This is a genomic window from Halomonas daqiaonensis, from assembly GCF_900109725.1.
GTDB classification, from domain to species: domain Bacteria; phylum Pseudomonadota; class Gammaproteobacteria; order Pseudomonadales; family Halomonadaceae; genus Halomonas; species Halomonas daqiaonensis.
This window is the reverse complement of sequence record NZ_FOBC01000001.1, coordinates 239059-264604: the sequence shown is the minus strand read 5'-3', so window position 1 is coordinate 264604 and position 25546 is coordinate 239059. Positions and strand designations below refer to the sequence as shown.

At 66.4% G+C, this 25546-nt stretch carries 20 protein-coding genes; 9 read left to right on the top strand and 11 right to left on the bottom strand.

Translation table 11 applies throughout. The annotated features are described in order from the left end of the window. The first annotated feature begins 72 nt into the window (after positions 1–72). The 4 genes from ppsA to ggt all read left to right on the top strand — a co-directional run bounded on the left by ppsA (position 73) and on the right by ggt (position 5829). Complete coding sequence (gene ppsA, locus BMY30_RS01235) at positions 73–2445, top strand: phosphoenolpyruvate synthase (protein WP_089709821.1); 2373 nt, start codon at positions 73–75, stop codon at positions 2443–2445. Between the two features lie 310 nt (positions 2446–2755). Further along, positions 2756–3325: an anti-virulence regulator CigR family protein gene (locus BMY30_RS18045; RefSeq protein WP_089709820.1), complete on the top strand. Its 570-nt coding sequence runs from the start codon at positions 2756–2758 to the stop codon at positions 3323–3325. A 161-nt stretch (positions 3326–3486) separates the two neighbouring features. Then, the gene (locus BMY30_RS01225) at positions 3487–3933 is read left to right on the top strand and encodes a hypothetical protein (RefSeq protein ID WP_089709819.1); all 447 of its coding nucleotides are present in this window, start codon (positions 3487–3489) and stop codon (positions 3931–3933) included. Between the two features lie 69 nt (positions 3934–4002). Then, positions 4003–5829, top strand: coding sequence for a gamma-glutamyltransferase (gene ggt / locus BMY30_RS01220; RefSeq protein WP_089709869.1), 1827 nt, complete (start codon positions 4003–4005; stop codon positions 5827–5829). Positions 5830–5855: 26 nt separating this feature from the next. On the opposite strand, the gene BMY30_RS01215 is transcribed toward ggt, so the two are convergent. From BMY30_RS01215 to acnB, 3 genes are all read right to left on the bottom strand, one after another. Continuing rightward, a complete protein-coding gene (locus BMY30_RS01215; protein ID WP_089709818.1) occupies positions 5856–7739 on the bottom strand; it encodes a glycerophosphodiester phosphodiesterase family protein in 1884 nt (627 codons plus the stop codon). An 88-nt stretch (positions 7740–7827) separates the two neighbouring features. Further along, positions 7828–8316: a ribonuclease E activity regulator RraA gene (gene rraA, locus BMY30_RS01210; protein ID WP_089709817.1), complete on the bottom strand. Its 489-nt coding sequence runs from the start codon at positions 8314–8316 to the stop codon at positions 7828–7830. Positions 8317–8626: 310 nt separating this feature from the next. Next, positions 8627–11230, bottom strand: a complete 2604-nt coding sequence (gene acnB / locus BMY30_RS01205; protein WP_089709816.1) for a bifunctional aconitate hydratase 2/2-methylisocitrate dehydratase — start codon at positions 11228–11230, stop codon at positions 8627–8629. A gap of 289 nt (positions 11231–11519) precedes the next feature. Between acnB and BMY30_RS01200 the strand changes: the two genes are divergently transcribed. Genes BMY30_RS01200 through BMY30_RS01190 form a run of 3 tightly spaced genes read left to right on the top strand, consistent with a single transcriptional unit; the run spans position 11520 to position 16564 of the window. Continuing rightward, on the top strand, positions 11520–11975 hold the full coding sequence (locus BMY30_RS01200; protein ID WP_089709815.1) for a DUF1289 domain-containing protein: 456 nt from the start codon (positions 11520–11522) through the stop codon (positions 11973–11975). Positions 11976–11983: 8 nt separating this feature from the next. Beyond that, positions 11984–12616 carry a MiaE family protein gene (locus BMY30_RS01195; protein WP_244516083.1) on the top strand — a complete coding sequence of 211 codons (633 nt, stop codon included), beginning with the start codon at positions 11984–11986 and terminating at the stop codon, positions 12614–12616. Positions 12617–12649: 33 nt separating this feature from the next. Then, on the top strand, positions 12650–16564 hold the full coding sequence (locus tag BMY30_RS01190; protein WP_089709813.1) for an ATP-binding protein: 3915 nt from the start codon (positions 12650–12652) through the stop codon (positions 16562–16564). Between the two features lie 73 nt (positions 16565–16637). Here the strand turns inward: BMY30_RS01190 and BMY30_RS01185 are convergent, their stop codons facing one another. Continuing rightward, on the bottom strand, positions 16638–16892 hold the full coding sequence (locus tag BMY30_RS01185; protein ID WP_089709812.1) for a YkgJ family cysteine cluster protein: 255 nt from the start codon (positions 16890–16892) through the stop codon (positions 16638–16640). A gap of 342 nt (positions 16893–17234) precedes the next feature. On the opposite strand from BMY30_RS01185, the gene trhP reads away from it, so the two are divergent. Beyond that, positions 17235–18650 (top strand): prephenate-dependent tRNA uridine(34) hydroxylase TrhP, encoded by a 1416-nt coding sequence (gene trhP, locus BMY30_RS01180; RefSeq protein WP_089709811.1) that lies wholly within the window; start codon positions 17235–17237, stop codon positions 18648–18650. 243 nt (positions 18651–18893) lie between these two features. Then, a complete protein-coding gene (locus BMY30_RS01175; protein WP_089709810.1) occupies positions 18894–19304 on the top strand; it encodes an SRPBCC family protein in 411 nt (136 codons plus the stop codon). Between the two features lie 324 nt (positions 19305–19628). Here the strand turns inward: BMY30_RS01175 and BMY30_RS01170 are convergent, their stop codons facing one another. The 7 genes from BMY30_RS01170 to BMY30_RS01140 all read right to left on the bottom strand — a co-directional run bounded on the left by BMY30_RS01170 (position 19629) and on the right by BMY30_RS01140 (position 25516). Next, complete coding sequence (locus tag BMY30_RS01170; RefSeq protein ID WP_089709809.1) at positions 19629–19865, bottom strand: DUF2789 domain-containing protein; 237 nt, start codon at positions 19863–19865, stop codon at positions 19629–19631. A 91-nt stretch (positions 19866–19956) separates the two neighbouring features. Continuing rightward, the gene (locus BMY30_RS01165; protein ID WP_089709808.1) at positions 19957–21009 is read right to left on the bottom strand and encodes an asparaginase; all 1053 of its coding nucleotides are present in this window, start codon (positions 21007–21009) and stop codon (positions 19957–19959) included. A gap of 112 nt (positions 21010–21121) precedes the next feature. Further along, complete coding sequence (locus BMY30_RS01160; RefSeq protein WP_425283414.1) at positions 21122–22345, bottom strand: MFS transporter; 1224 nt, start codon at positions 22343–22345, stop codon at positions 21122–21124. Beyond that, complete coding sequence (locus tag BMY30_RS01155) at positions 22329–22877, bottom strand: hypothetical protein (RefSeq protein ID WP_089709807.1); 549 nt, start codon at positions 22875–22877, stop codon at positions 22329–22331. The genes BMY30_RS01160 and BMY30_RS01155 overlap by 17 nt, the downstream gene beginning before the upstream one ends. A gap of 10 nt (positions 22878–22887) precedes the next feature. Further along, a complete protein-coding gene (locus BMY30_RS01150; RefSeq protein ID WP_089709806.1) occupies positions 22888–23388 on the bottom strand; it encodes a hypothetical protein in 501 nt (166 codons plus the stop codon). 88 nt (positions 23389–23476) lie between these two features. Continuing rightward, complete coding sequence (locus BMY30_RS01145) at positions 23477–24787, bottom strand: DEAD/DEAH box helicase (protein WP_089709805.1); 1311 nt, start codon at positions 24785–24787, stop codon at positions 23477–23479. 141 nt (positions 24788–24928) lie between these two features. Further along, entirely contained in the window at positions 24929–25516 is a 588-nt protein-coding gene (locus BMY30_RS01140; protein ID WP_089709804.1) for a PqiC family protein, read from the bottom strand. Positions 25517–25546 lie beyond the last annotated feature (30 nt).

Sequence of the window (25546 nt, the reverse complement as noted above, 5' to 3'; positions counted from 1 at the left end):
CATCCCCTCATGCCAGAGCCCATTGTGGCCTGCCGGCATGATGCATCCGTCGTCGACATCCTTGGAGCTCTCATGGACGATTACATTCAGTGGTTCGATCAATTGGGCATGGACGATGTCGAGCGAGTCGGCGGCAAGAATGCCTCCCTCGGCGAGATGATCTCCAACCTGTCCGGTGCGGGTGTCACCGTCCCCGGCGGATTCGCCACCACGGCTCACGCCTATCGCGAATTCCTCTCCCACGAAGGGCTCAACGAGCGCATCAACAAACGGCTCGCTACCCTGGATGTCGATGACGTTGCCGAACTGGCGAGGGCGGGTGCCGAGATCCGCCAGTGGGTCATCGACACCCCGCTGCCGCCGACCTTCGAGCGCTACCTGCGCGAGAGCTACGCGACGCTGTCGTCGATGCATCCCAACCTCAAGGTGGCCGTGCGCAGTTCGGCCACCGCCGAGGATCTGCCGGATGCCTCCTTCGCCGGCCAGCAGGAGACCTTCCTCAATATCGAGGGTTTCGACAACATCAAGCGCGCCGTGCATGAGGTCTTCGCCTCGCTGTTCAACGACCGCGCCATCTCCTACCGGGTGCACCGTGGCTATGCCCACGAGAACGTGGCGCTCTCCGCCGGTATCCAGAAGATGGTGCGCTCCGAGACCGGCGCCGCGGGCGTGATGTTCACCCTGGACACCGAGTCTGGCTACCGCGATGCCGTCTTCGTCACCGCCTCCTGGGGGCTGGGCGAGACCGTGGTGCAGGGCGCGGTGAACCCCGACGAGTTCTATGTCCACAAGCCGACCCTGGCGGCGGGGCGCCCGGCGGTGTTGCGTCGCAACCTCGGCTCCAAGCTGATCAAGATGATCTACACCGACGACACCAGTGCCGGCAAGTCGGTGGAAACCGTCGATGTGCCGCTGGCCGACCGCGCGCGCTTCTGCATCGACGACGAGCAGATCATGGCGCTGGCCCGCCAGGCGATGACCATCGAGGAGCACTACGGCCGCCCCATGGACATCGAATGGGCGCTGGATGGCGACGATGGCGAACTCTACATCGTCCAGGCTCGTCCCGAGACCGTGGTCTCCCAGCAGGAGGGCGGCAAGCTCGAGCGTTTCCAGCTCAAGGAGAAGGGGCGCACCCTGGTGGTCGGCCGGGCCATCGGCCAGCGCATCGGCCGCGGTGCGGTCAAGGTGGTGTTCTCCCCGGATGACATGGAGAAGGTCAACTCCGGCGATGTGCTGGTCACCGACATGACCGACCCGGACTGGGAGCCGATCATGAAGCGCGCCTCGGCCATCGTCACCAATCGCGGCGGTCGCACCTGCCACGCGGCGATCATCGCCCGTGAACTGGGCATCCCGGCAGTGGTGGGCTGCGGTGATGCCACCGAGGCGCTGAACGACGGACGCGACGTTACCGTCTCCTGTGCCGAAGGCGACGCCGGGCACGTCTACGAAGGGCTGCTGGAATTCGATCGTCGCGTGACCAGCGTCGATGCCATGCCCGAGATCCCGTTCAAGATCATGATGAACGTCGGTAACCCGGATCGCGCCTTCAGCTTCGCCAGCCTGCCCAATGCCGGGGTCGGCCTGGCTCGCCTCGAGTTCATCATCAATCGCATGATCGGTGTGCACCCCAAGGCACTGCTCGAGTACGACACCCTGCCTGCCGACCTGCAGCAGACCATCGACCTGCGCACCGCCGGCTACAGCGACCCGGTGGAGTTCTACGTCGACAAGCTAGTCGAGGGCATTGCCACCCTGGCGGCCTCCTTCTATCCGCAGCCGGTCATCGTGCGCCTGTCGGACTTCAAGTCCAACGAGTACGAGAACCTGATCGGCGGCAAGCTCTACGAGCCGGGCGAAGAGAACCCCATGCTCGGGTTCCGGGGCGCTTCTCGCTACATCTCCGACACCTTCCGCCCCTGCTTCGAGCTGGAGTGCCGGGCGCTCAAGCGGGTGCGCGAGGTGATGGGGCTGGACAACGTCGAGATCATGGTGCCCTTCGTGCGTACCACCGAGGAGGCCAGCGAGGTGGTCGACCTGCTCGCCGCCAACGGCCTGGCTCGTGGTGAGCAGGGCCTCAGGGTGATCATGATGTGCGAGTTGCCGGCGAACGCCCTGCTGGCCGAGGAGTTCCTCGAGTACTTCGATGGTTTCTCCATCGGCTCCAACGACCTCACCCAGCTGACCCTGGGGCTGGATCGCGACTCCGGCATCGTCGCCCACCTCTTCGACGAGCGGAATCCGGCGGTGAAGAAGCTGCTGGCCATGGCCATCCAGGCCTGCCACGCCCAGGGCAAGTACATCGGCATCTGCGGTCAGGGACCCTCGGACCATCCGGATCTGGCCAAGTGGCTGATGGAGCAAGGGATCGACTCCGTGTCGCTCAATCCCGATGCGGTCCTCGAGACCTGGTTCATGCTGGCCGGCGAGACCCTGGGCTGACCCTGCATCCACTAACAGCAAGCAAGACACCCGGGCCTGTGCAGGGCAATCGCAGTTAGCCGAAGCGAGAGGCGCCGGGGACAGGTCGAAGGGGAGGTCCTACGCCAGGGATGGCGTCGGTAGCGCCCATGGAGGGGTTCACAGCGCCTCCCCGATGGTCCGACACTTCGGGGCCTGTCGCCGGAACAGTCTCGAGCATTACTTCCATCTGCGATAACCCTGCGGGCCTGCCCGCGTGTCTTGCTTTGTGCACTGCCCTTGCACGATGTCGGACTAGACTGATGGGACATGCCCCGACGAGGAGGTCTGCATGAAGACTCCGACCGCATTTTATTCCCTGTTGATGGCCGGCGCCCTTGGCCTGAGCCTTGTGGCGACCCCGCTGTTGGCACAGCCTGGCAACAGCCAGGGACAGCCCGGCAATAGCCAGGGCAAGGGTCAGGGTGGTGGTTCCTGGAAGGGGCAGGGCCAGCAGCATCCTGGCCAGAAGGGCCAGGGCAACCATCAAGCGCGAGACAGCGACGAGCGCGACCGCTACGAGGACCGTGACCGGATGCGCGACGGTTCTCGGGAGCGGGATCGGTATTACGATGAGGCAAGCCGGCCGCTGATCGACGAGCGCGAGATTCGCGAGATCTTCCGTAGCCGGCGCGAGGTTATCAGCCATGACGATCGCGATAGCCTGCCGCCCGGCATCCGCATGAACCTGGAGCGCGGTAAGCCCCTGCCTCCCGGCATCGCCAAGAAATTCGACGACCGCGTGCGGCGCGACCTGCCCTACTACCAGGGCTATGAATGGCGCCGAGTGGGCACCGACGCCGTGCTGGTCGACCTCACCAACGACGTCATCCGCGAAGTGATTCACGACATCCTGCGGTGATTGCCATCGCCGAGCACTCATCTGATCGGCGACCTTCAGAGTAAGTTTGCTGGCATTCGTCGGTTCGTATCAACCTGAAGGGTAAGGGCGATTCAGGCCCACAGGGCGGCGGGAATTTGGCAAGATAGTGCCTCCAACGAGCCGAAGGGGGATCTGCCGGGATGGCATACTTGCTGGTGATGGGGGGAATGGCGCTGTCCGTCCTCTTTACCCTGGCCTGGGGCCTGGTTTGCGTTTCGCGATGGCTGGCGGGCTGCCTGCCGGGCGCGGACCGCAAGCCGGCGCGACGCGCGGCGCGACCGTCGCCCAGCAGACCCAAGGCCGCTCCACGATCCAGGACTCGCAAGGCCGCACCAGCCAAGGCGCCCGCGAAACCCTGGTGGGTGACCCGCTGGCTCGCCCGCCAGCGTTCCCCGCTGCCCCTAGGGCTTCTGGCCCTTCTGCTCTATGGGGGCAGCCGCCTTGCCGAATACGGCATGGCCTTCCGGCCGCAGGCCGCCCCCGGCGAGTTCCATGGCCTGGTCAGCTCCCTGGGCTGGGGTGCCGCCGTACTGCTGACGCTCGCCGGCATGAATCTGCTCGCTCTCTGGCGTTGTCGCCAGCAGTGAGGGTGGCGACGACCCGACCGGACTCACCTATGCTGTCATGACCCCGATTCGAGACAAGGAGTCATGATCATGGCCATCCCCACCGCTTGGTACCGCTCGGCATCCCTGCTGTTGACCCTCTCTGCGTTGCTGTTGTCCTCGGCGGCCCTGGGCGAGGTGGATTTCCAGTACCAGCGCCCGGATATCGCGCCGGAGACGGGATCCGGCAGCGAGGAGAAGCCGGGCTGGGCCACTCAGCACTTCGCCGTGGCCGCCGCCAACCCCCTGGCCACCGATGCCGGCTACCAGATCCTCAAGGCGGGAGGCTCGGCCATCGATGCCGCCATCGCGGTGCAGATGGTGCTCACCCTGGTCGAACCCCAGTCCAGCGGTATCGGCGGTGGCTCCTTCCTGATGTATCACGACGGCGAGGAGGTCAAGGCATACGACGGTCGCGAGACCGCGCCGTCCTCGGTGGAGGAGGGGCTCTTCCTGGACGGGGAAGGCGAGCCCCTGGCGTTCATGGAGGCCGTGGCCAGCGGTCGTTCGGTCGGCGTGCCCGGTACCCTGCGTATGCTGGAACTGGCCCACGATGCCCATGGTCGTCTGCCCTGGGCCGAGCTCTTCGAGCCGGCCATCACCCTCGCCGACGAGGGGTTTCTCGTCAGCCACAGGCTCCATCACAGCATCGCCGCCACCGACGACCTGCGTGACGACGCCCGGGCGTCGGCCTTCTATTTCACCGAGGAAGGCGAACCGCTGCCGGAAGGGCACAGGCTCAAGAATCCGGCCCTGGCGGTGATTCTAGAGCGGATCGCCGAGCAGGACAGCTCGGCGCTGCACACCGGGAAGATCGCCGAGGACATCGTGTCGCGGGTGCAGAATCATCCCGCAATTACCGGCAGCCTTGGCCTCGAGGACCTGGCGACCTACACGGCGAAGGAGCGCGAGCCGCTCTGTACCGAGTGGCAGGCCTATCGGGTATGCGGCTTTCCACCGCCCTCCTCGGGCCACCTGACCGTGATGCAGATCCTCGGCACCCTGGAGCAGCTTCCTCCCATCGAGGTCAGCCTGGAAGACGATCTTCCCGATGTCGACTGGCTGCACCGCTTCCTCGAGGCCTCGCGGCTGGCATTCGCCGATCGCGGACGCTATATCGCCGACCCGGACTTCGTCGAGGCGCCCGGAGGCGACTGGTCGCTGATGCTCGCCCCGGACTACCTGTCCGAGCGTGCCGACCTGATCGAGGCGGGGCAGAGCATGGGCAGCGAAGGGGCCACGCCGGGCAACCCCGGTGCCCTGGCCACCACCTGGGCCGTGCAGCCCACGCAGCCGGAATACGGTACCAGCCACATCAGCATCGTCGACGAGCACGGCAACGCCCTGGCCATGACCAGTTCCATCGAACAGGCCTTCGGCGCGCGCATCCTTTCCGACGGGGGAACCGGCATGCCGGGGGGCTTCCTGCTCAACAACCAGCTGACCGATTTCTCCTTCACCCCCACGGATGACGAGGGCACACCGATCGCCAATCGGGTGGAGCCCGGCAAGCGGCCACGCTCAAGCATGAGCCCGACGCTGGTCTTCGACCGCGACAGCGACGAACTGGTGGCGAGCCTCGGCTCGCCGGGGGGCGCAGCCATCATCCACTATACCGCCCGCTCGCTGTTGGCGATGCTCGACTGGGGCCTGGATGCCCAGCGCGCAGTGGACCTGCCCCATGCCATCACCTTGGGAGGGACGGTCTACCTGGAGGAGGGACGCTTCCCGCCGGCCACCCTGCAGGCGCTGCGCGAGCGTGGCCACGAGGTCGAGGAGCGCGAGCTGACCAGCGGCCTGCAGGCGATCCAGCGGACCGATGAAGGCTTCTTCGGTGGCGCGGATCCGCGACGTGAAGGCGTGGTGATGGGGGAGTAAATGCGCCGTGGCGTAGGCCTGCCCCGTTAGTTCCTTAGCCAGTTGCGCAGCTTGACCAGCAGCAGGGCGCCGTCGCCCAGCCGGCGGCGCTCGGCGATCAGCTCGGCGAGCATGGCCGGCCGGTCGGTGATGATGGCATCCACCCCCAGATCGATCAGCTGGGACATCCGGGTGCGATCATTGATGGTCCAGGCATGCAGCTCGTAGTCGTAGTACCCGGCAAGGCGAATCTCCTCCTCGTCGATGCGGTTATGACGAAGGGCCAGGGCATCGAAGCCCTGGCGCTCCAGGCTGCCCGACATCACCAGCTGGGCCAGCAGGGAGGTACGCAACCGAGGCTCTCGTAATGTGGCCTCGCGCAGCAGCCAGGGCGACATGGCGGCGAAGAACATTTCCCTCATGATGTCCGGATCGCCGCAGGCCAGGGCGGTCACCCGATCCTCGGCGCGGTGCCGGCATGCGAGGCGTATTTCCCGCTCCGCTTCCAGGTCGTCGAGGACCGCCTCGACCAGCTCGAGTTCGCGCCCGGGGTCGGGCTTGAGCTCTATCATCAGGTTGGCGCGTCCACGCACCGTTGCCAGGACCTCGTCCAGCCCCGGAATCGGCTCGTCGATGAAGGAATCTCCGAACCAGCTCCCCACATCCACCTCGGCAAGCTCCGATCGCGTCAGGTTTCCGACCCGGCGGTTGTCGCCGGCCAACCGCCTGAGTGTCTCGTCATGGTAGAGGACGACTTCGCTGTCGGCGGTGAGACGCACGTCGATCTCGATGCCATCGGATCGGTCCCGAATGGCCTGTTCCACCGCGGCCATGGTGTTCTCCGGCGCCTTCAGCGAGCTGCCGCGGTGGGCGATGATGGCGACCTCGTCGCGGATCTCGAAGCGGTTGACGATCAACCACGCCTGGCCGATGGCGAACAGCACGACGGCGAGCTCGACGACCCAGGCCAGGCGGCCCGGGTGGGTGCCGGGCGGCGGTGGTTCGGGCCTCGGTTCGCGATGGGCCAGGTGCAGGTAGAGGCAGGTGGCCTGCAGGGCGTTGGCGGCGATGCCGGCGAAGGTGATGGCCAGGGCGATCAGCAGGTAGGCGGTGAGGTAGGCGAGCATGGCCGGCACCAGCACCGCATTGCGCTCGGGTAGCCCCCACAGCAGCGGCGTGACGATCCAGTCGAACAGTGCCGTGGCCAGTAGCGGCAGCGCGATGATGCCCAACAACAGTATGACCACCGCCACGGCGATTTGGTGCCCGCGGCCTCGGGTCAACTGTACGCTGCGTGCCAGGGCCGCCGGCGGCGAGAGCCCCTCCAGGGTCAGTGCCGGCAGGGCCAGGTGCCAGCGGACATAGAGGCTGCCAGCGAGTAGGATCCATATCAGTATCGGAACCAGGCCGCTGCCGAGGAAGGCCCACAAGGCAGGGGGGCGCACGTTCTGTACGAAGTAGGGATCCAGGCCACCCAGGAAGAAGGCATGGAGCCAGGCCAGGCTGAGGGCCAGCGGAACCATCAGCAGCAACTGGGCCCCCACCTGGAGCACTACCAGGCCGCTGATGGCCGGCAGCCGGCGCAGCGTGGCCCAGAGTGCCTCGAAGGCCAGGCGCACATGGTGGTCCCGGGGGCGTACCGCCACCAGGATCATGCCGGATTGCTGCAGGTAGAGTACCAGGAAGGTCAGGCCCACGGCGGCCAGTAGCCAGAGCAGGCCACCGGGGCTCATCAGCAGCTCGATCAGCTCGTTGTTGGTGATCACCGGACGCCCGAACTGGGCAAGCAGGCCCGAGAGGGTCCAGCCCACGGCCGGCAGCAGCAGGCTTGAGGCCAGCAGCGTGAAGAAGAGGTGATAGGCGATCAGCGGGCGCAGATGCTCGCGCAGGGTGCGCAGTACATCGCCGCTCAGTCGTGGCAGGGGTAGCATGGAAAGGCGCGTGACAGGAGCATGACATCAGAGTGACAGCACTTGCCCGCCACGGGCAAGTGCCTGTTATCGCAGGCCTCGGCGCGGTTCAGCGCTCCAGGTCCAACGGCTCGTCGGCAATCAGGATGCCGTTGTTGTCGGCATACAGCCATTGGCCTGGCGACAGGGTGACGCCGGCGAAGCTGACTGGGATGTCGCGTTGTCCCTCGCCGCGCTTCTCGCTCTTGCGTGGATGGGCCCCCAAGGCCTGGATGCCGAGCTCGGTCTCGGCCAGTATGTCGACGTCACGCACGCAGCCGTACATCAGCACGCCGGCCCAGCCATGACCGGCGGCCTGTTCGGCCAGCATGTCGCCCAGCATCGCGCAGCGGGTGGAGCCGCCGGCATCGACGACCAGCACGGCGCCGTCGCCGGGCTCGGCCACCGCCTGCTTGACCAGGGAGTTGTCCTCGAAGCACTTGACGGTGCGAATCGGGCCGGCAAAGGCCTCGAGGCCACCGACGTTGACGAAGATCGGATCGAGCACCTGTACCTCGGGGTAAGCGTCGCAGATGTCCGGCGTGCTGATATGGCTCAAGGTGAGGCTCCTCGTGACGTGGGTGATAGAACAATGATGCCACGGCTCGCAAAGAACGAAAGTCCCTTTTGGTCAAGGCTTCTGCAGTTTCGAAGGGAGAGGCTTATTGCCTTATCAGCCTCGAGCGGTAGAACTATCTGCGAAAGTCCTGTCCTTTGTCCTTCTGGTGAAAAAGCCGGTCTGGACGGAGTGGAAACAAAAAAGCGCCCCAATCGGGGCGCTTCGTTCATCGGCTCCGGCCGCCGCGAATGGTGGCCTTCGATGTTGCGAGCATCGGAGTCGAACCCTAGGTTACCAGAAAATAGGGATATCAGGCTTCCTGCGCGATCGGAATCACGTTGGACGCGGCGTTCTGATATTCCTCGATCTCGTGGAAGTTCATGTAGCGGTAGATCTCGCCGGCCATGGCGTCGAACTCGCCCATATAGCGACGGTATTCATCGACGCTGGGTAGGCGGCCTTCCACGGCGGCCACGGCCGCCAGTTCGGCGGAGGCGAGGTAGACGTTGGCCCCGTCACCCAGGCGGTTGGGGAAGTTGCGGGTCGAGGTGGAGACCACCGTGCTCTTGGCGGCGACGCGAGCCTGGTTGCCCATGCACAGCGAGCAGCCCGGCATCTCCATGCGTGCCCCGGCGCGGCCATAGATGCCGTAGTAGCCTTCCTCGGTCAGCTGGTGCTGGTCCATCTTGGTCGGCGGGGCCAGCCACAGGCGGGTCTTCAGGCTGCCGGCCGGCTGCTTCTCGAGCAGCTTGCCCGCGGCGCGGAAGTGGCCGATGTTGGTCATGCACGAACCGATGAAGACTTCGTCGATCTTCTGACCGGCGACGTCGGACAGCAGGCGGGCGTCGTCCGGATCGTTGGGAGCGCAGAGTACCGGCTCCTTGAGTTCCTCGAGATCGATCTCGATGACCTCGGCGTAGTCGGCGTCCTGGTCGGCGCGCATCAGGCTCGGATTGGCCAGCCACTCCTCCATGCCCTGGATGCGCCGCTCGATGGTACGACGGTCGCCGTAGCCGTTGGCGATCATCCACTTGAGCAGGGTGATGTTGGACTTAAGGTACTCGGTTACGCTCTCCTCGGACAGGGTGATGGTGCAGCCCGCGGCAGAGCGCTCGGCGGAGGCGTCGGAGAGCTCGAAGGCCTGTTCGACGGTAAGCTCCTCGAGGCCCTCGATCTCCAGCACGCGACCCGAGAAGGCGTTCTTCTTGCCGGACTTCTCGACGGTCAGCAGGCCCTGCTGGATGGCGTAGTAGGGGATGGCGTGGACCAGGTCACGCAGGGTGACGCCCGGCTGACGCTTGCCCTTGAAACGCACCAGCACCGATTCCGGCATGTCCAGCGGCATCACGCCGGTGGCGGCGGCGAAGGCGACGAGGCCCGAGCCGGCCGGGAAGGAGATGCCCAGCGGGAAGCGGGTGTGGGAGTCGCCGCCGGTGCCGACCGTATCAGGCAGCAGCATGCGGTTCAGCCAGCTGTGGATGATGCCGTCGCCCGGGCGCAGCGAGACGCCGCCGCGGTTCATGATGAAGTCGGGCAGGGTGTGGTGAGTGTCCACGTCCACCGGCTTGGGATAGGCAGCGGTGTGGCAGAAGGATTGCATCACCAGGTCGGCCTGGAAGCCCAGGCAGGCGAGGTCCTTGAGCTCGTCGCGGGTCATCGGGCCGGTGGTGTCCTGGGAGCCCACGGTAGCCATCTTCGGCTCGCAGTACATGCCGGGACGCACGCCCTCCAGGCCGCAGGCCTTGCCGACCATCTTCTGGGCCAGGGTGAAGCCCTTGCCGGTGTCCTTGGGCTGCTCGGGCAGACGGAAGACGTCGGAGGCGGGCAGGCCCAGGGATTCGCGCGCCTTGGTGGTCAGGCCGCGGCCGATGATCAGCGGGATACGGCCGCCGGCGCGTACCTCGTCGAGGATCAGTTGGGTCTTGAGCTCGAAGGTGGTGAGCACCTCATCGGTGCCGTGCTTGCACACCTTGCCTGCGTAGGGGTAGACGTCGATGACGTCGCCCATCTCGAGCTTGGAGACGTCCATCTCCACGGGCAGGGCGCCGGAATCTTCCATGGTGTTGAAGAAGATCGGCGCGATCTTGCCGCCGAAGCAGAAACCGCCGGCGCGCTTGTTGGGCACGTTGGGGATGTCGTCGCCGAAGAACCACAGCACGGAGTTGGTGGCAGACTTGCGCGAGGAGCCGGTGCCGACCACGTCGCCCACATAGGCGACCGGGAAGCCCTTGGCCTTGACGTCCTCGATCTGCTTGAGCGGACCCTTGACGCCCGGCTGTTCCGGCTCGATGCCATCGCGCTCGTTCTTGAGCATGGCGTTGGCATGCACTGGGATGTCGGGACGCGACCAGGCATCCGGCGCGGGGGAGAGGTCGTCGGTGTTGGTCTCGCCGGGCACCTTGAAGACGCTCAGGGTGATCTTCTCGTCCAGCGCGGGCTTGGAGAGGAACCACTCGGCCTCGGCCCAGGATTGGATGACGTCCTTGGCCACGGCGTTGCCGGCCTTGGCACGCTCTTCCACGTCGTGGAAGGCATCGAACATCAGCAGGGTGTGCTTGAGCTGCTCACCCACTTCCTTAGCGAGCTCTGGGTCGTCGAGCAACTCGACCAGGGAGACGATGTTGTAGCCGCCCTGCATGGTGCCCAGCAGCTTCACCGCATGCACCTTGTCGATCAGCGGGGACTCGGCCTCGCCCTTGGCGATGGCGGTGAGGAAGCCGGCCTTGACGTAGGCCGCCTCGTCGACGCCGGGGGGAACGCGATTGGTGAGCAGGTCGAGGATGAACTCTTCCTCGCCGGCGGGCGGATTCTTCAGCAGCTCGACCAGTGCGGCGACTTGCTCGGCGTTCAGCGGCTTCGGCGGCACGCCCTCGGCGGCGCGCTCCTCGACATGTTGGCGATAGGCTTCAAGCACGTTGGGGCCCTCATCGGTGGTGGTGGCCGAAACCGGCAGACCTTGTCACGCTTCGACGAGTCGAGCATCGATGACAGGCACGCTTCGGCGCGGAAAACGTCTGGCAGACCTTTTCTTGTTACCAGGGTGTCAGCGGTGCCGCGATCATAGAGGAAACTGTCGACAATGTTAAGGTTGGCCCGTGATCCCGGCCTTGAACTTTGGTCGGCGGCAACTCGGGATGCCACCTCGGCATTCCCCGCGTTACCATGACGCTCTATCAACGCACGTTAACGTCAACGGGAGGGGCATGAGAGAGCGCATCACCTCGCCGTGTGTCGGCCTCTGTTCGACCACCCTGGGCGACCGCGTGTGCCGTGGCTGTCAGCGCATCGACAGCGAGATCCGCGACTGGCCGGCCCTGTCCGGCGAGCAGCGACACCGCTGCATGGTCGAGCTGGACCGGTTGCGGGCCGAGGTTGCCGGTCGCTACCTGGTGGTCGTGGACCCCGACAGCCTGGAGGCCCAGCTGCGCCGCCACCGTATCCGCTATCGGGATGCGCAACCGCCGCTGTCCCGCGCCGTGGAGCTGTTGCGGGTGGGGCGTGGCCGCATTCGCGACCTGTCGCGCTACGGGCTGGCCGGTCGCGACGAAGGGGACGTCACAACGCTCCATGGGCGCATCACCGCCGACCTGCTGGCCGCCGCCGAGCGGCGACAGGCAGTGCTCCCCGCCCCCCTTGACCTGCCGACACTGGACCCATGATGCCCCCGATGCCGACCCTCAAGACGACCGATTGCCGGGACCTGCTGCCTGCCGAGCTGCTGGCATTCCTGCCCTGTGCTACGCCGGATGCTTGGGTGGCCTGGGCACTGGCCAATCCCGAGCTGTTGCTGATCGACCACGCCCAGTGCGAGAAGAAGGCGGCCTCCACGGCCATGAGCCTGCTCTACCGCTATGTGGACCAGCCGCTGCTACTGGCCAAGATGTCGCAGCTGGCCAGGGAGGAGTTGCTGCACTTCGAGCAGGTCGTCAAGCTGATGGAGGCGCGGGGTATCGTCTATCGCCCTATCAGTGCCTCGCGCTATGCCGAGGGGCTGCGACGCCACGTGCGGGGTCAGGAGCCGGAGCGCCTGGTGGATATCCTAATCATCGGGGCGCTGATCGAGGCGCGCAGCTGCGAGCGCTTTGCCCGCCTGATTCCGCATCTGGATGATGAACTTGCCAAGTTCTATCGCAGTCTGGTTAAGTCGGAAGGTCGCCATTTCGAGGATTATCTGATGCTGGCGCGCCGCCTGGCCCCGGCCCCCATCGATGCGCGTATCGCCTTCTTCTCCGATCGCGAGGCCGAGCTGGTCACCATGCCGGACACGGCCTTTCGTTTTCACAGCGGCGTGCCGGCCTGAGGCCATCACTTCCGCCATGCAGGAATGATCACCATGCGGGATGCTGCCGACGACGTACACGACAACGAGCGGGACCACCTGGCGCTCTTCGGCCACTTTTCACTGAGTCTGGGCGATGATGTCCTGACCCAGTTCAGTTACGACAAGGTCAAGGCGCTGCTGGTCTACCTGTTGCTCCACGACCAGCCGGTCAGCCGCGCCACCCTGGCCGAACTGCTGTGGCCCGATCAGGGCCTGTCGTCGGGGCGCACCAACCTGCGCCATGCCCTGCACTGCCTGCGTCAGTCACTGGGTGACGAAGCCGAACGCGTGCTGTCGGTGTCTCGTCAGACCATTGCCTTTCGTCTTCCGGAGAGCTGGCACTTCGACATGCACCGACTGCAGGCCCTGCTGGAGGGACCCGTCGACGTGGCCACGCTGGAGTCGGTGCTGGCCTGCTACCGAGGCGATCTCGCCGAGGAGCTGCATATCGCCAGCTGTGCCGAGTACCAGCGTTGGCTGGTGCAGGTGCGCAACGAGTGGCGCCAGCGGGTGATCCGTTTCGCCGAGAGTGTCCTGGAGCGTCAGGAACCGCTGCCGGGCGGTGTACTGGAGTCACTGGTCAGCCGATTTTCCGGCTATGGCCCCTTCCATGAACGCCTGGTGCGCCAGCTGGCCGAGCAGGGCCAACTGGCCGCCGCCCACGAGCAGTACAACGCCTATCTGCAGCTGCTGGCGCTCTCCGGCCAGCAGCCGGAGCCCTCCTTTCTGCAATTGGCCCGCTTCTGGTCCGATGTCCAGACCGAAGGGGTACACCTCGGCCCCAACGGCGCCTTCTCACGCACTCTGGCCATGGACAGTGCGCCCCTGCGCGAGGATGAGATCGAACAGCGCCAGCTCTCGGTGATGGCCATTCGCCTGCGGCTCAAGGCTGACCTATCGGCACGCGCCGATGCCTGTGCCTGCCTGGCGCTGCAGGTCGAGCTGATGCGTTGGCTCGAGCAGCAGTGTCACCACCTCGGGGGCTTCTGGCTGCCGGGGGCGACGGGCGGCCTGGGCCTGGCCTGCTTCGGTACCCATGGCCCGGCGCATCAGCTGGCCGAGCTGGTGGCGCTCTACGAGCACTGTCGACGCGTATTGCCCGAGGAGTCTCTTCGCCACTGGAGCGGAGAGGGCGAACCACCGCGCATCGAGCTGGCCGCCGGCCTGGACAGTGGCCGGGTGGTCTACCTGCCCGAACGCCACCTGGTCGACCCGCTCGGTCAGGTGACCCAGGGCTCCCTCGACCTGATGAGCGCCGCCGAAGGCAGCGAGCTGGTCATTTCCCAGGACGCCAGCCAGCATATGCCGCCGGCCCTCGACCTTCAGCCGAGGCTCTCCACTCGGCTGGTGGCCAGCGACGGGCGCGTGCGCCTGCGGGCGCTCGTCCTCGGCACGAACGAGGGTGGGCGCGAGGCGCCTCCGCCCAGCCTGGTGGGTCGCGAGGGGTCCCTACGCACCCTGCGTGATGCCCTCGCTCGGGCCGGCATCGGCCTGCGGCAGAGCGTGCTGGTGCGGGGGCCGTCGGGACTCGGCAAGTCGGCGCTGCTGGTGGGCTTTCGCCAGCTCGAGCAGAGTCGCGAGGCGGCGATCTGCTGGCAGCCCACTACCCGACTCTCCGTCCAGGAGCCCTATGGGGTGGCGCGACAGCTGCTGCGCTGGCACTTCGGGGGGCGCATCGATTCTGAGGCGCTGTCGGAGCTTCTGGCCGGCGATGATGCCGTGGCCCCCAATGCCGATCACCGCCTGTTGCTGGAGGAGGCGCTCGGTGTGCTCGAGCCCCGCGAGATGGCGGTTCTGGCCCAGAGCGGTGAGGCCGTCGAGCTGGTCGTGGGGCTGGTCCATCGCCTGATCCGCGAACTGTCCCGCGAGCGTACCCTGGTGTTGATGATCGACGACCTGCAGTGGCTCGACGAGCCCTCCTTCAAGGTGCTGGCAGGGCTTCAGGCGCGGCTGCCGATCAACACTCCCTTCCTGCTGGTGGCCAGCCACCACGGTCGAGAAGCGTTGCCGGCAAAGCTGCACTGGGACCAGCAGATTTCCTTGGGCCGGCTGGACGCCATGCAGTCCTCGCGTCTGCTCTCCCAATTGGCGCGTCGCTACCGCATCCACTTGAGCCCACGGCTGCGCGGCCAGATCATCGAGCGCTGCGATGGCGTTCCGCTCTACCTTCAGGAGATCTGCCGGCGGGTGGACATGGATCGCCGAGAAGGGCGCAGCGTTCAGCTCGACGAGCTGCCCCGTGGCCTGCTGGGGCTGCTGGCCAGCCGCATCGACCAGCTCGACAGCGACCGCGAGGTGGCCCACGTGGCGGCCGTGCTCGGACGCCGCTTTCGTCTCGACTTCCTGGCCGAATGCAGTGGCTGGGAGATGAGCCGCCTGGCACCGGCGCTGGAACAGATGCGACGGCTTGAGATCATCGAGCCGGCCGAGGGCGAGGAGGGCGAGCGCGAATATCAGTTCACCCACCAGTTGCTGCAGGAAGCCGCCTATCTCTCCTGCCCCCGGGACGTGCGCGTCAGCATCCACCGTCAGGTGGTCAGCCTGATCGAGGAGCGCTTTCCCATGTGGATCAGTCGCCATCCCGGCGACTTCGCCACCCACCTGCGGCGCAGCGGCCACTATGCTCGTGGTGCACGCTACTTCGAGCTGGCTGCCCGTGAGGCCCTCAAGGTCAGCGCCAACCGCACGGCGCTGAAGATGGCCGACTTCGGTCTGGCCAGCCTGCGCCATGTCGAGGGTCAGGCCGAGCGCGAGATCAGCCTGCTCACCGTGCGCGGTCAGGCCGCCTTCACCCTGGAGGGACACGGCTCGCCTACCGCCCACGAGAGCTTTGTGCGGGCCCGGGAACTTCTCGCCCAGGAAGAGGCCGGTCTGGACGAGGGCGGAGATCTGGAGCAGGCCTTCCTGGTCCAGTGGGGCCTCTGGGTGGGCTGCAGCCAGCGCCATGCCCATGCCGATGCCTTCTCGCTGGCCTCGCGCCTGGCAGGCCTCGCCGCTCGTCTAGAAGATCCCCGCTACCAGCGCCTGGCCGACTACGCACGCGCCAGCTGCGAATACTGGGCCGGACGCATCTCCCAGGCCTATGACCATCTGGAGGAGATCGACCCGCTCAATGTCCCGATGATGATCGAGTGGTTGCCGTTCTCCGACCATCCCCAGGTCGCGGCCGCCTGCTTCCAGGGCTGGACACTCTGTCTGCGGGGCGACTACCGGCGTGCCGAGCGTCAGGTGGAATCGGCCATCCGGCTGGCCGAACGCATCGGCCACCCCGGCAGCCTGGCGATGGCGCTGATGTATGCCGCAGCCCTCTATCGCCAACTGGGCCATGTGCACCTGGCCACCATGCGGGCCGAACGGGCGTTCGAGCTGACCGGCACCCCCGACCTGCATCTCTGGCAGGTGGCCTCGCGCATCGTGCTGGGATGGCAGCGGGCCCTGGCCGGTGACCGTGACGGACTGGCCCAGATCGAGTCGGCCCAGGAGGAGCTGGCCGAGGTTACCGGGCGAGACCCTTACCAGCGTCCGGCGCTGTGGTACGTGGATGCCTGTCTGGCCCTGGGAGAGCTTTCCCGTGCCGAGGACTACCTCGACCAGTGCCTGATGATCGCCCGTGAGCGCACCACCCTGTTCGTCCCGGAACTGGCCGTGCATCTGGCAAGCGTCCGGCAGCGCCTGGGGCACTCCCACGAGGAGGTCAGGAACCTCGCCGAGCAGGCACTGGTGCAGGCACGGGAGGATGGCAACCTCCACCAGCAGCTCGCCGCCCTGGAGCTCTGGCTGATGCTCATCGATCCCTGTGATGAGGTGTCTCGGGAGGAGTTTCGAACCTTGCTGGACGAGGTGAGCCACAGCGATGCGCCGGTCCTGATGCGCTGGCGAACCCTGCTGGACCGGCGGCTGCCCCGTGCCGCGGATCTCTCCTCCTGAGATTCGGATACGCAATTCGCTGACGTTAACGGCGCCCCCTGGAGGGCGCCGTTAACGTCGGGAGGCGAGGGCGTCAGGTGGCCAACTCCAAGGCCTCAATGCGCCTGAGCGCCTCTTCGCGCCGCTCGCCGCACAGCTCGGGGTCGTAATCGAAGCGCGTGCACACTCCGGGACGGCGCGGATCACCGAACAGCCGGCAGAGATTGGCATCATCGAGCTGTATGCAGCGCATGCCCGCCGGTTTACCGTCAGGCATGCCCGGAATCGGCGAGCTGATCGAGGGAGCGATACAGCAGGCGCCGCATCCGGGACGGCAGGCGTCTGTCATGGCGTTGCCCTGGGCGGAAGATTCGAAAAGGCACAGTCTACGTGATGCCGCCTCGTCGCGAAAACACCAGGGCTCTTGCACATAGATCTATCTGCTCGAGGCTGATCCGGCGATAAGCCTACGAGGAGGCGCTTTAAAACCCATCCTTGGGCGCTACCGACGCCCTCCATGGCGTAGGACCTCCTCTTCGGCTTGTCCCCGGCGTCTCTCGTTGTGCCTAACTGCGATAGCCCTGGCGAAAACATTTGACAGCTCGGCGCCAGGCGCTCGGCGCTGTTATACTCCTGCTCCCTTCACACCCTGCGCCGCTGCGCGCCATCGTCCTGACAACGGTGACCCCAGATGAAAGCTCCCGAACTGCTCTCCCCGGCGGGGACGTTCAAGAACATGCGCTATGCCTTCGCCTACGGGGCGGATGCCGTCTATGCCGGCCAGCCGCGCTACTCGCTGCGCGTGCGCAACAACGACTTCAAGATCGACAACCTGCACCGTGGCATCGCCTATGCCCACGAGCGGGGCAAGCAGTTCTATGTGGCCTCGAACATCGCACCGCACAACAGCAAGTTGAAGACCTACCTGCGCGACATGGAGCCAGTGATCGAGGCGGGGCCGGATGCGCTGATCATGTCCGACCCGGGCCTGATCATGATGGTCCGCGAGCGCTGGCCGGACCAGGTCATCCACCTCTCGGTGCAATCCAACGTGGTCAACTGGGCCGCGGCGAAGTTCTGGCAGCAGCAGGGCATCAGCCGCATCATCCTTTCGCGTGAGCTGTCGTTGGCGGAGATCGCCGAGATACGCGCCGAATGCCCGGAACTGGAGATCGAGACCTTCGTCCACGGCGCGCTGTGTATCGCCTACTCCGGGCGCTGCCTGCTCTCAGGCTACTTCAACCATCGCGACCCCAACCAGGGCACCTGCACCAACGCCTGCCGCTGGAAGTACAACACCGTGGCCGCCGCCCACGACGAGACCGGCGACCTGGTGCCGGCCAACTCCGCCCGCGCGCATGCGGGCAGCGGCATCTGGACGCCGGAAGGTCAGGGAGGGCTTATCGCCTCCGGCGGCGGCAGTGCCGAGGTTGCCAGTACCGCTACCGCCGGCGGCGTGGAGGGTCAGGACGAGCTCTCGGCCTTGATCGAGGATCGCTCCCGGCCCGGTGAGCTGATGCCGGTGTTCGAGGACGAGCACGGTACCTATATCATGAACTCCAAGGACCTGCGTGCCGTCCAGCATGTGCCGCGGCTCACCGAGATGGGTGTGACGTCGTTGAAGATCGAGGGTCGCACCAAGTCCCACTACTATGTGGCGCGTACTGCCCAGGTCTATCGCCGGGCCATCGATGACGCCGTGGCCGGCCGGCCCTTCGACATGCGCCTGATGGACGAACTCGACAACCTGGCCAACCGTGGTTATACGGAGGGCTTCTATCGTCGTCACGTCCACGACGAATACCAGAACTACGAGCAGGGCAATTCGGTGGGTGTCCACCAGCAGTTCGTCGGCGAGGTCACCGGCTACGACCCGGACCGCGGTGTACTCCAGATCGACGTCAAGAACCGCTTCGAGGTGGGCGACGGCATGGAATTGATGCTGCCCGGCGGCAACCGTCGCTTCGTGCTCGAGCATATCGAGAACCGGCGCGGCGAATCCGTGGGGGCGGCACCGGGTTCGGGCCATGTGGTACGCATCCCTGTGCCGGGTGAAGCCATCGCGCCGGAGCGCATCGAGTTCGCGCTGCTGATGCGTGATCTCTGACCCGGCAGAATTATCGCAGTTACGTACGGTGAGAGGCGTTGGGGACAAGCCGAAGAGGAGGTCCTACGCCACGGATGGCGTCGGTAGCGCCCAAGGACGGGTTCACAGCGCCTCCTCGCAGGCTTTTCCCCAGATTAGCCTCGGAGTTATGTGCAATAGTCTTGGCTGACCCGGACGGCGGCTGGACATCCAGGGTTGCCGGCGACATTGTGGACATCGATTGATCATCGAACAGGGAGCGGCATGGCCACTATCGAACACAGCGCGATTCTCAAGGCACCTCCCGAGCGGGTCTTCGCCCTGCTCGAACGGGTCGAGGACTTTGCCGATTACTCCGACCTGATCCAGGCCATCGAGCCACTGGGGAAGGACCGCTATCGCTGGCATGTCCACGCGGTCGGCATGGACTGGACCTTCGATGTGGAGATTACCGAGTCGCGAGCGCCGGAGGTGCTGGCCTGGGAATCGCTGGACGGGGTGCACAACCGGGGCTGCTATCGCCTCAGGCCTGTACCAGAGGGCACCGAAGTGGCTCTGACACTGACCTATGCCATCCGCAACCGGCTGCTGGAGAAGGCCGTCAACCGCGCTGCCCGTCCTCTGGTCAGCAAGGTCAGCCGCCAGATCCTGGAGCGGGTCGAGGCGAAGCTATGAGCTCGACGACCGTGATCGATAAAAACAACCAGCGGCCCGTCTTACTGCCGCCTTTCGGGAGGGCTATGCTGGGGTGAACAAGCCGTCGGCTTGTGCGAGGGTCTCCCCATGATCAATGGCTTGTTCTGGTGTCTTGCCGCTCTGGCGGGACAGCTTTGGGTGCTGCATCTCGTGGATTGCCGTGTGGCGTCCATGCCAAGCTTGCTGTCCGAGTCAGGGCGGCTGCCGCAAGATCCGCCTGCTTCCGATACGCCTCCGAGTGGGCCCCCTTCGGTGACTTGAATCCGTCGACCTGAATCCTGGGGCTGAGGCATTGCTGCTCACTCAGCCCTTGCGCAGCGAGGCGTCGAGATGGTCGACCACTTCGGCCCAGTCGGCGTCTTCCTCGAGGGCCTCGCGCAGGAACTCCGCCTGGCCTTCGTTCCAGCAGGGCGCCTCGTGCAGGGGGATTTCCTCGGGAATGGGGGCATGGCGCTCGATGAAGCGCTTGATCGCTTCGGGATCCGAGGCGAGGCCGAGCTGCTCGAAGAGTTCGGTGAAGGGGTGGTCTGGGTGTTCCATGACGTAGCTCCTGCTGTCCTGTCGAGAAACACCCACCTTAGCGACTTCAGAGACGACGTGCTAGACGTCCGTCAACGCTGCAGGCAATGCCTTAACGCTCACCGGCGAGTGGCGTAAGAAACCGCCGTCGTCGATCACTTTCCGTTAGCGGCAGGGCCAGCAGGTGGGCCAGCTTGGTGAAGGTGGCCTCCGGGGTCATGTCATCGGCCGAGAGCACCCCGGCATCGTTCAGCCCTTGTCCCGCAGCGTAGCTGCCGAAGGTCACCGGGCCGTAGGGACACTGGCTGAGGGCCGCCAGCAGCTTGCCCTCGCCGCTCGCTCGGGCGAGCGCCCCGACCAGAGCCGGGTCGTTGGGCAGGTTGCCGCCTCCCCATACCTCGAGCATGGCGCCGTTGACCCGGTCGTCCCGCAACCAGGCCTCCAGTTGCCAGGCCTGCATGCCCGGCCAGAGGGCGAGGCGAATGACACTCCCCGGGGGCATTGCCGAATAGTCGGCCAGCTCGAAGCGCGGGGCTCCCCGCTGGTGATCTGCCAGGCCGCGTCCCGGATAGAGCACGATATCCTCGTCGACCCGCTCGCCGAGCAGTGGCTGGTTGGGGCTGGTGAAGGCGTTGGCCTCCCGGGTCTGCCACTTGCGGGAACGGCACCCTCGCAGCAGGCGGCCGGCGAAGCAGATCGCCACTTCCTGCAGGCGGGGGATGACCGCGAAGCGCAGGGCATCCTCGACATTGGCCACAGCATCGCTGTCTTCTGCCTCCAGAGGCCGCATGGCACCGGTAAGGATCACCGGGCGGTCGAGTCCCAGCAACTGGAAGGCCAGGCTCGAGGCCGTCCAGGCCAGGGTGTCGGTGCCGTGCAGGATGACGATCCCGGCATGCTGCCGGTAATGGCGCGCCACCAGGAGGGCGAGTCGCTGCCAGTCATCGGGCGTGGCATTGCTGGAATCGATGGGGCGGTCTGTCTCGAGTACCTCGAAGGTCGGCAGACTCGCCTGGCGTCCCGGGGGCAGGTCGGCCAGGGCCCTGCGCAGGCGTTCCTCGATGTTGCGGCCCGGAACCAGGCCGCGGGAGGACTCGACCATGCCCAGGGTGCCGCCGGTGTAGATCACCAGAACGGGAAGTTCAGCGGAAACCTGGGCGTGCATAGGGGCTCCAGTCGGTGGTGGATCGGGAACGAGAAGGCGCCATGATACCGGTTCGCCGAGAGGCGGCAATATGGGCTCAGGGTCGTCAGTAGGCCGGGTGGACGATGACCCGCTAGCGGGTGACTAGCCGTCCCTCGTCGTCGATCTCCAGGCGTCGGTTGCGACCGGCGAGCAGGGCGAAGCCCATACTGACGGCGATGATGCCGAGCAGCACCAGGGTCAGTACGGTCAGCCCCACCTCGAACTGCAGCATCACGCCGATGGCCAGCGGTCCCATGGCGGCCAGGGTGTAACCGCCCCCCTGGACCAGCCCCGAGAGCTTGCCGGCGAGGCGCGAGGTGGCGGTTCGCAGCACGATCAGGGTGAGAGCGAGGCTGAAGCCGCCACCCTGGCCGAGGCCGAGCAGCACGACGCCGGGCCAGCGCCAGGCCGCCGGTCCCTGCAGCAGCAGCCAGAAGCCGGCGGCGACCAGGCCCAGCACGATCAGCAGGGCAGGACGCTGGTCGCGGCCCAGCCGTGCCAGCCAGGGCGCCGAAAGGGCCGAGACCAGCTGCACCATCACCGACGCACCCATCATCCAGCCGGCCTCCGCCTCGCTGAATCCCCGTGCCATCAGCAGGGTGGGCAGCCAGCCGAAGACGATGTAGGCCAGCGACGACTGGCTGCCCATGAACAGCATAACCTGCCAGGCCAACGGCTGGCTCAGCAACTCGCGGATGGACCCGCTGCTCCCGGGCAGGCTCGTGGTGGCATCATGGCGCGGCATCAGGACCTGCCAGGCCACCAGGGCTATCAGCGCCAGCAGGGCCCAACTGGCCAGTCCGGCCGGCCAGCCTCCCAGGGTCTCGGCCAGGGGAATGCTGAGGCCTGCGCCCAGGGCGCCGCCGAGGCAGAGTGCCATGGTATAGACGCCGGTCATCAAGTCGGCTCCGGCCGGCAGCTCGCGCTTGACCAGGGCCGGCAGCAGGGTGCCGGCAACGCCGATGGCGGCCCCCACCATCAGGGTGCCGGCAAATAGCGCGACGACGGCTGGCACGCCACGCAGCAGCAGGCCGCCGGCCAGCAGCAGCAGGGCGGCGGCCAGGGTGTTCTCGGGGCCGAAGCGCTTGGCCAGCCAGGGGGCCAGCGGAGCGAAGACTCCCAGGCAGAGTACCGGTAGGGTAGTCAGGGCACCGATGGCCAGCGCCGAGAGCCCGGTATCCTGCTGGATGCGAGTGAGTACCGGCGCCAGGGTGGAGAGGGCAGGGCGCAGGTTGAGCCCCACCAGTACCATCAGGCCGATGAACAGCGCCAACTGGCGGGCTGCGGGCCGAGATGCCTCAGTGCCGCTCATCATCGCGCCGCTCGCCTCGGGTCGTGGGTCGGATGACGCGACGCTCGTCCCGGTGCTTGGTGGTCAGGGGGTGGTCCTCGAGTTCGTTGTCCGCACGGAAGGTAACCCCGCCTTGGTGCGGCTTCTCGCGCGCCACGCGCCCGCGGATGCCGGAGACATCCTCGCTGCTGACCAGGCCCGGCCCGTGGAGATTGCTTTCCTGCTCGGCGACCAGCCTGCCCTCGAAGCCCCAGCAGCGCTGGGGCACCTGGGAGACTCGCCAGAGGCGCCCATGCCAATGGGCCTGGCCGTCATCGGTCAGCGTCAGGTCGTCCAGCGGCACCAGGGCGGCGAACAGCCGAGTATTGAGCACCAGGCCACCGCCGGCCAGGCGTACGCCGCCCTGGAACTGGCCCTGTGCGAGGGCCGCGAGTATCGCCTTGCGACTGCTCTGGCTTTCGAGGGTGCCCTGGCCACAGAGGTGCAGCAGGCCATCATCGACCTGCTTGATGACCCAGACCTCCACGGGGGACTTGCCGAACAGCTTCTTGAACATGGTGCCGCGCTTACTGCATATGGCGACGCAGGTCGCCTCGCACCGCGTCGAGCAGGGTGATGAAGCGAGTGTCACGGTTGCCGTCGATGCGATCGACACGTACCACGCTGCTCATGCCGCGGTCGATGTTCAACTGGTCGAAGATCTCCAGGGTGACCTTTTCTGCCGGCTGGCTGCCGGGCTCGATGCGGCCTTCCTCGAGGGTGAAGGTGGTCAGCAGGGTGGCACGCACGCGCGTCGAGCCGCCCTCCGCCAGCACCCGGCGCACGAACAGCCAGCCCTCGCAGGCCAGCGCCGTGTCGTCGTGGTCACGCAGGAAGAGGGTGCGATAGCTGGCACCCTCGCTGGCGGCCTTGGCCGCCATGCTGCGGTAGGCCTCGGTCATGCGCGTCGACGATACCTTCGATTCTTCGAGCCGCTGGCGGGCGCCGTGATGTTCACGATCCAGCCGGGCCTGCTGCTGGAAGGTCAGCCAGCGTCGGTAGCCGGAGACGAGATTCTTTTCATCCATGGAAGTGTCCTGCCTTGGATGGTGGAAGGGGGGCGATGATTAACGGGCTACATTCACACACTGCGATGCAGCCCGCCAGTCGTGCGTATCAGGCCTGACGTGAGCCGGAGCGGCCGCCGCGGCGACGACGCGGAGCACGCGCCTCGTCGCCACCGCTGCGCTGGCCCGCGGCCTGACCCTGGCGTCGCTGGCCCTGGCCGCCGTTGCGTCCGCCGCCGCCCGACCGCTTGCCGCGGCCGTTCTCGATAGGCTCGGGCTTGGCATTGGGATCGGGTTCGAAGCCGGGCTCGATGCGCTTCTCCAGGTCGCGCTTGATCAGCCGCTCGATGCCCTTGAGCAGGCCGTGCTCGTCTACGCAGACCAGGGAAACCGCCTGGCCCTCGCTGCCGGCCCGGCCGGTACGGCCGATGCGGTGGACATAGTCCTCGGCGACGTTGGGCAGCTCGAAGTTGACCACGTGGGGCAGTTCGTTGATATCCAGACCGCGGGCCGCGATGTCGGTGGCCACCAGTACCTGCAGGTCACCGGTCTTGAAGGCGGCCAGCGCCTTGGTTCGAGCCGACTGGCTCTTGTTGCCATGGATCGCCATGGACGGGATGTCCTGCTTGGACAACTGTTCGGCCAGTCGGTTGGCGCCGTGCTTGGTGCGGGTGAAGACCAGCACCTGCTGCCAGTCGTGCTCGGTGATCAGGTGGGCCAGCAGGTCGCGCTTCTTCTCGCGGTCGACGCGGTAGATCGCCTGATCGACGAGTTCGGCGGTGGTGTTGCGGCGGGCGACTTCGATCATTGCCGGATCGTCGAGCAGCTTGCCGGCCAGCGCCTGGATCTCGTTGGAGAAGGTGGCGGAAAACAGCAGATTCTGGCGCTTCTCGGGCAGCACGCGCAGGATCTTCTTGATGTCGTGGATGAAGCCCATGTCGAGCATGCGATCGGCTTCGTCGAGCACCAGGATCTCGACCTTCGACAGATCCACGTGCTTCTGCTGATGCAGGTCCAGCAGGCGGCCGGGGGTAGCGACCAGCACATCGAGGCCGGCACGGATGGCGTCCACTTGGGGCTGCTGGCCGACGCCGCCGAAGATTACGTGGGAGCGCAGGGTCAGGTGGCGACCGTAGTCGGCCACGCTCTCGCCGACCTGGGCAGCGAGCTCGCGGGTCGGGGTCAGTACCAGGGCACGCACCTGGCGCTTGGCCGGGCGCGGGCCGTCGGCCAGGCGCTGCAGCATCGGCAGGGTGAAGCCGGCGGTCTTGCCGGTGCCGGTCTGGGCGCTGGCCAGCAGGTCACCGCCCTTGAGAACGGCGGGAATTGCCTTGAGCTGGATCGGGGTCGGGGTGGTATAGCCTTGTGCCTCGACGGCACGCAGCAATTCGGCACGCAGGCCGAGGTCGGAAAAGGTCATGCGGTCTCCGCAGAGACGCCCCGGTCGCGCCGCGTCGAGGTACGACGTGGTCAGTCCCGGGCCGAGGCGTGTAAAAGGAATCTGGCGCGGCAGGAGGGACCAGCGATCGCCGCGTGTCAGCATTATGCCACAGTGCGTGGCTCAACGCAGCCGTTTGATTTCAGCGGCGATCTCGTCGGCCACCCCGTCCCAGCTCCGGCTCAGGGCCCGCACCAGGGCGGGATAGCCATCGGCCTCGAGTTTGTTCTCGACGGTGAAGTTTTTCACGGCCAACAGCTCGCCATCGCCATCACGCAGCTGCCAGCGACCCCCTGCCACGGCCAGCCCATTGGCGCGTCCCTGGAAGCGGTCGATATCCACCTGTAGACGATAGCCATCGGCGTCGCCCCGTTCGCCTTCGGCGAGCACCACCCGGGTATCCGCCAGGCTGGCGGCCAGGCGGTCCCGCAGGCCGCGCTCTAGCTGGTTACTCAAGGGCTCTGCCCAGCGGTGCTCGCGTGCCTCGACCAGGGTGATGTCGTCGAGCTGATAGACGATGCCCTCCACGTCCAGGAAGCGCGCCAGCTGGGGTGGGCGAACCAGCAGTAGATGCTCGGCATCGACACCGGCGGTATCGCCTGCAAGTTCCCCTGCCGGCAGTGTGTAGCGGCTGGCGGGAGGACTGGAGCTGGCGCAGCCGGTCAGCCACAGGATCGCGGCAAAGGCGGCGATCCAGGGTGTCATCCTCATGGCGTCTCCTGTGGGGTGGTGGCGCTCCTC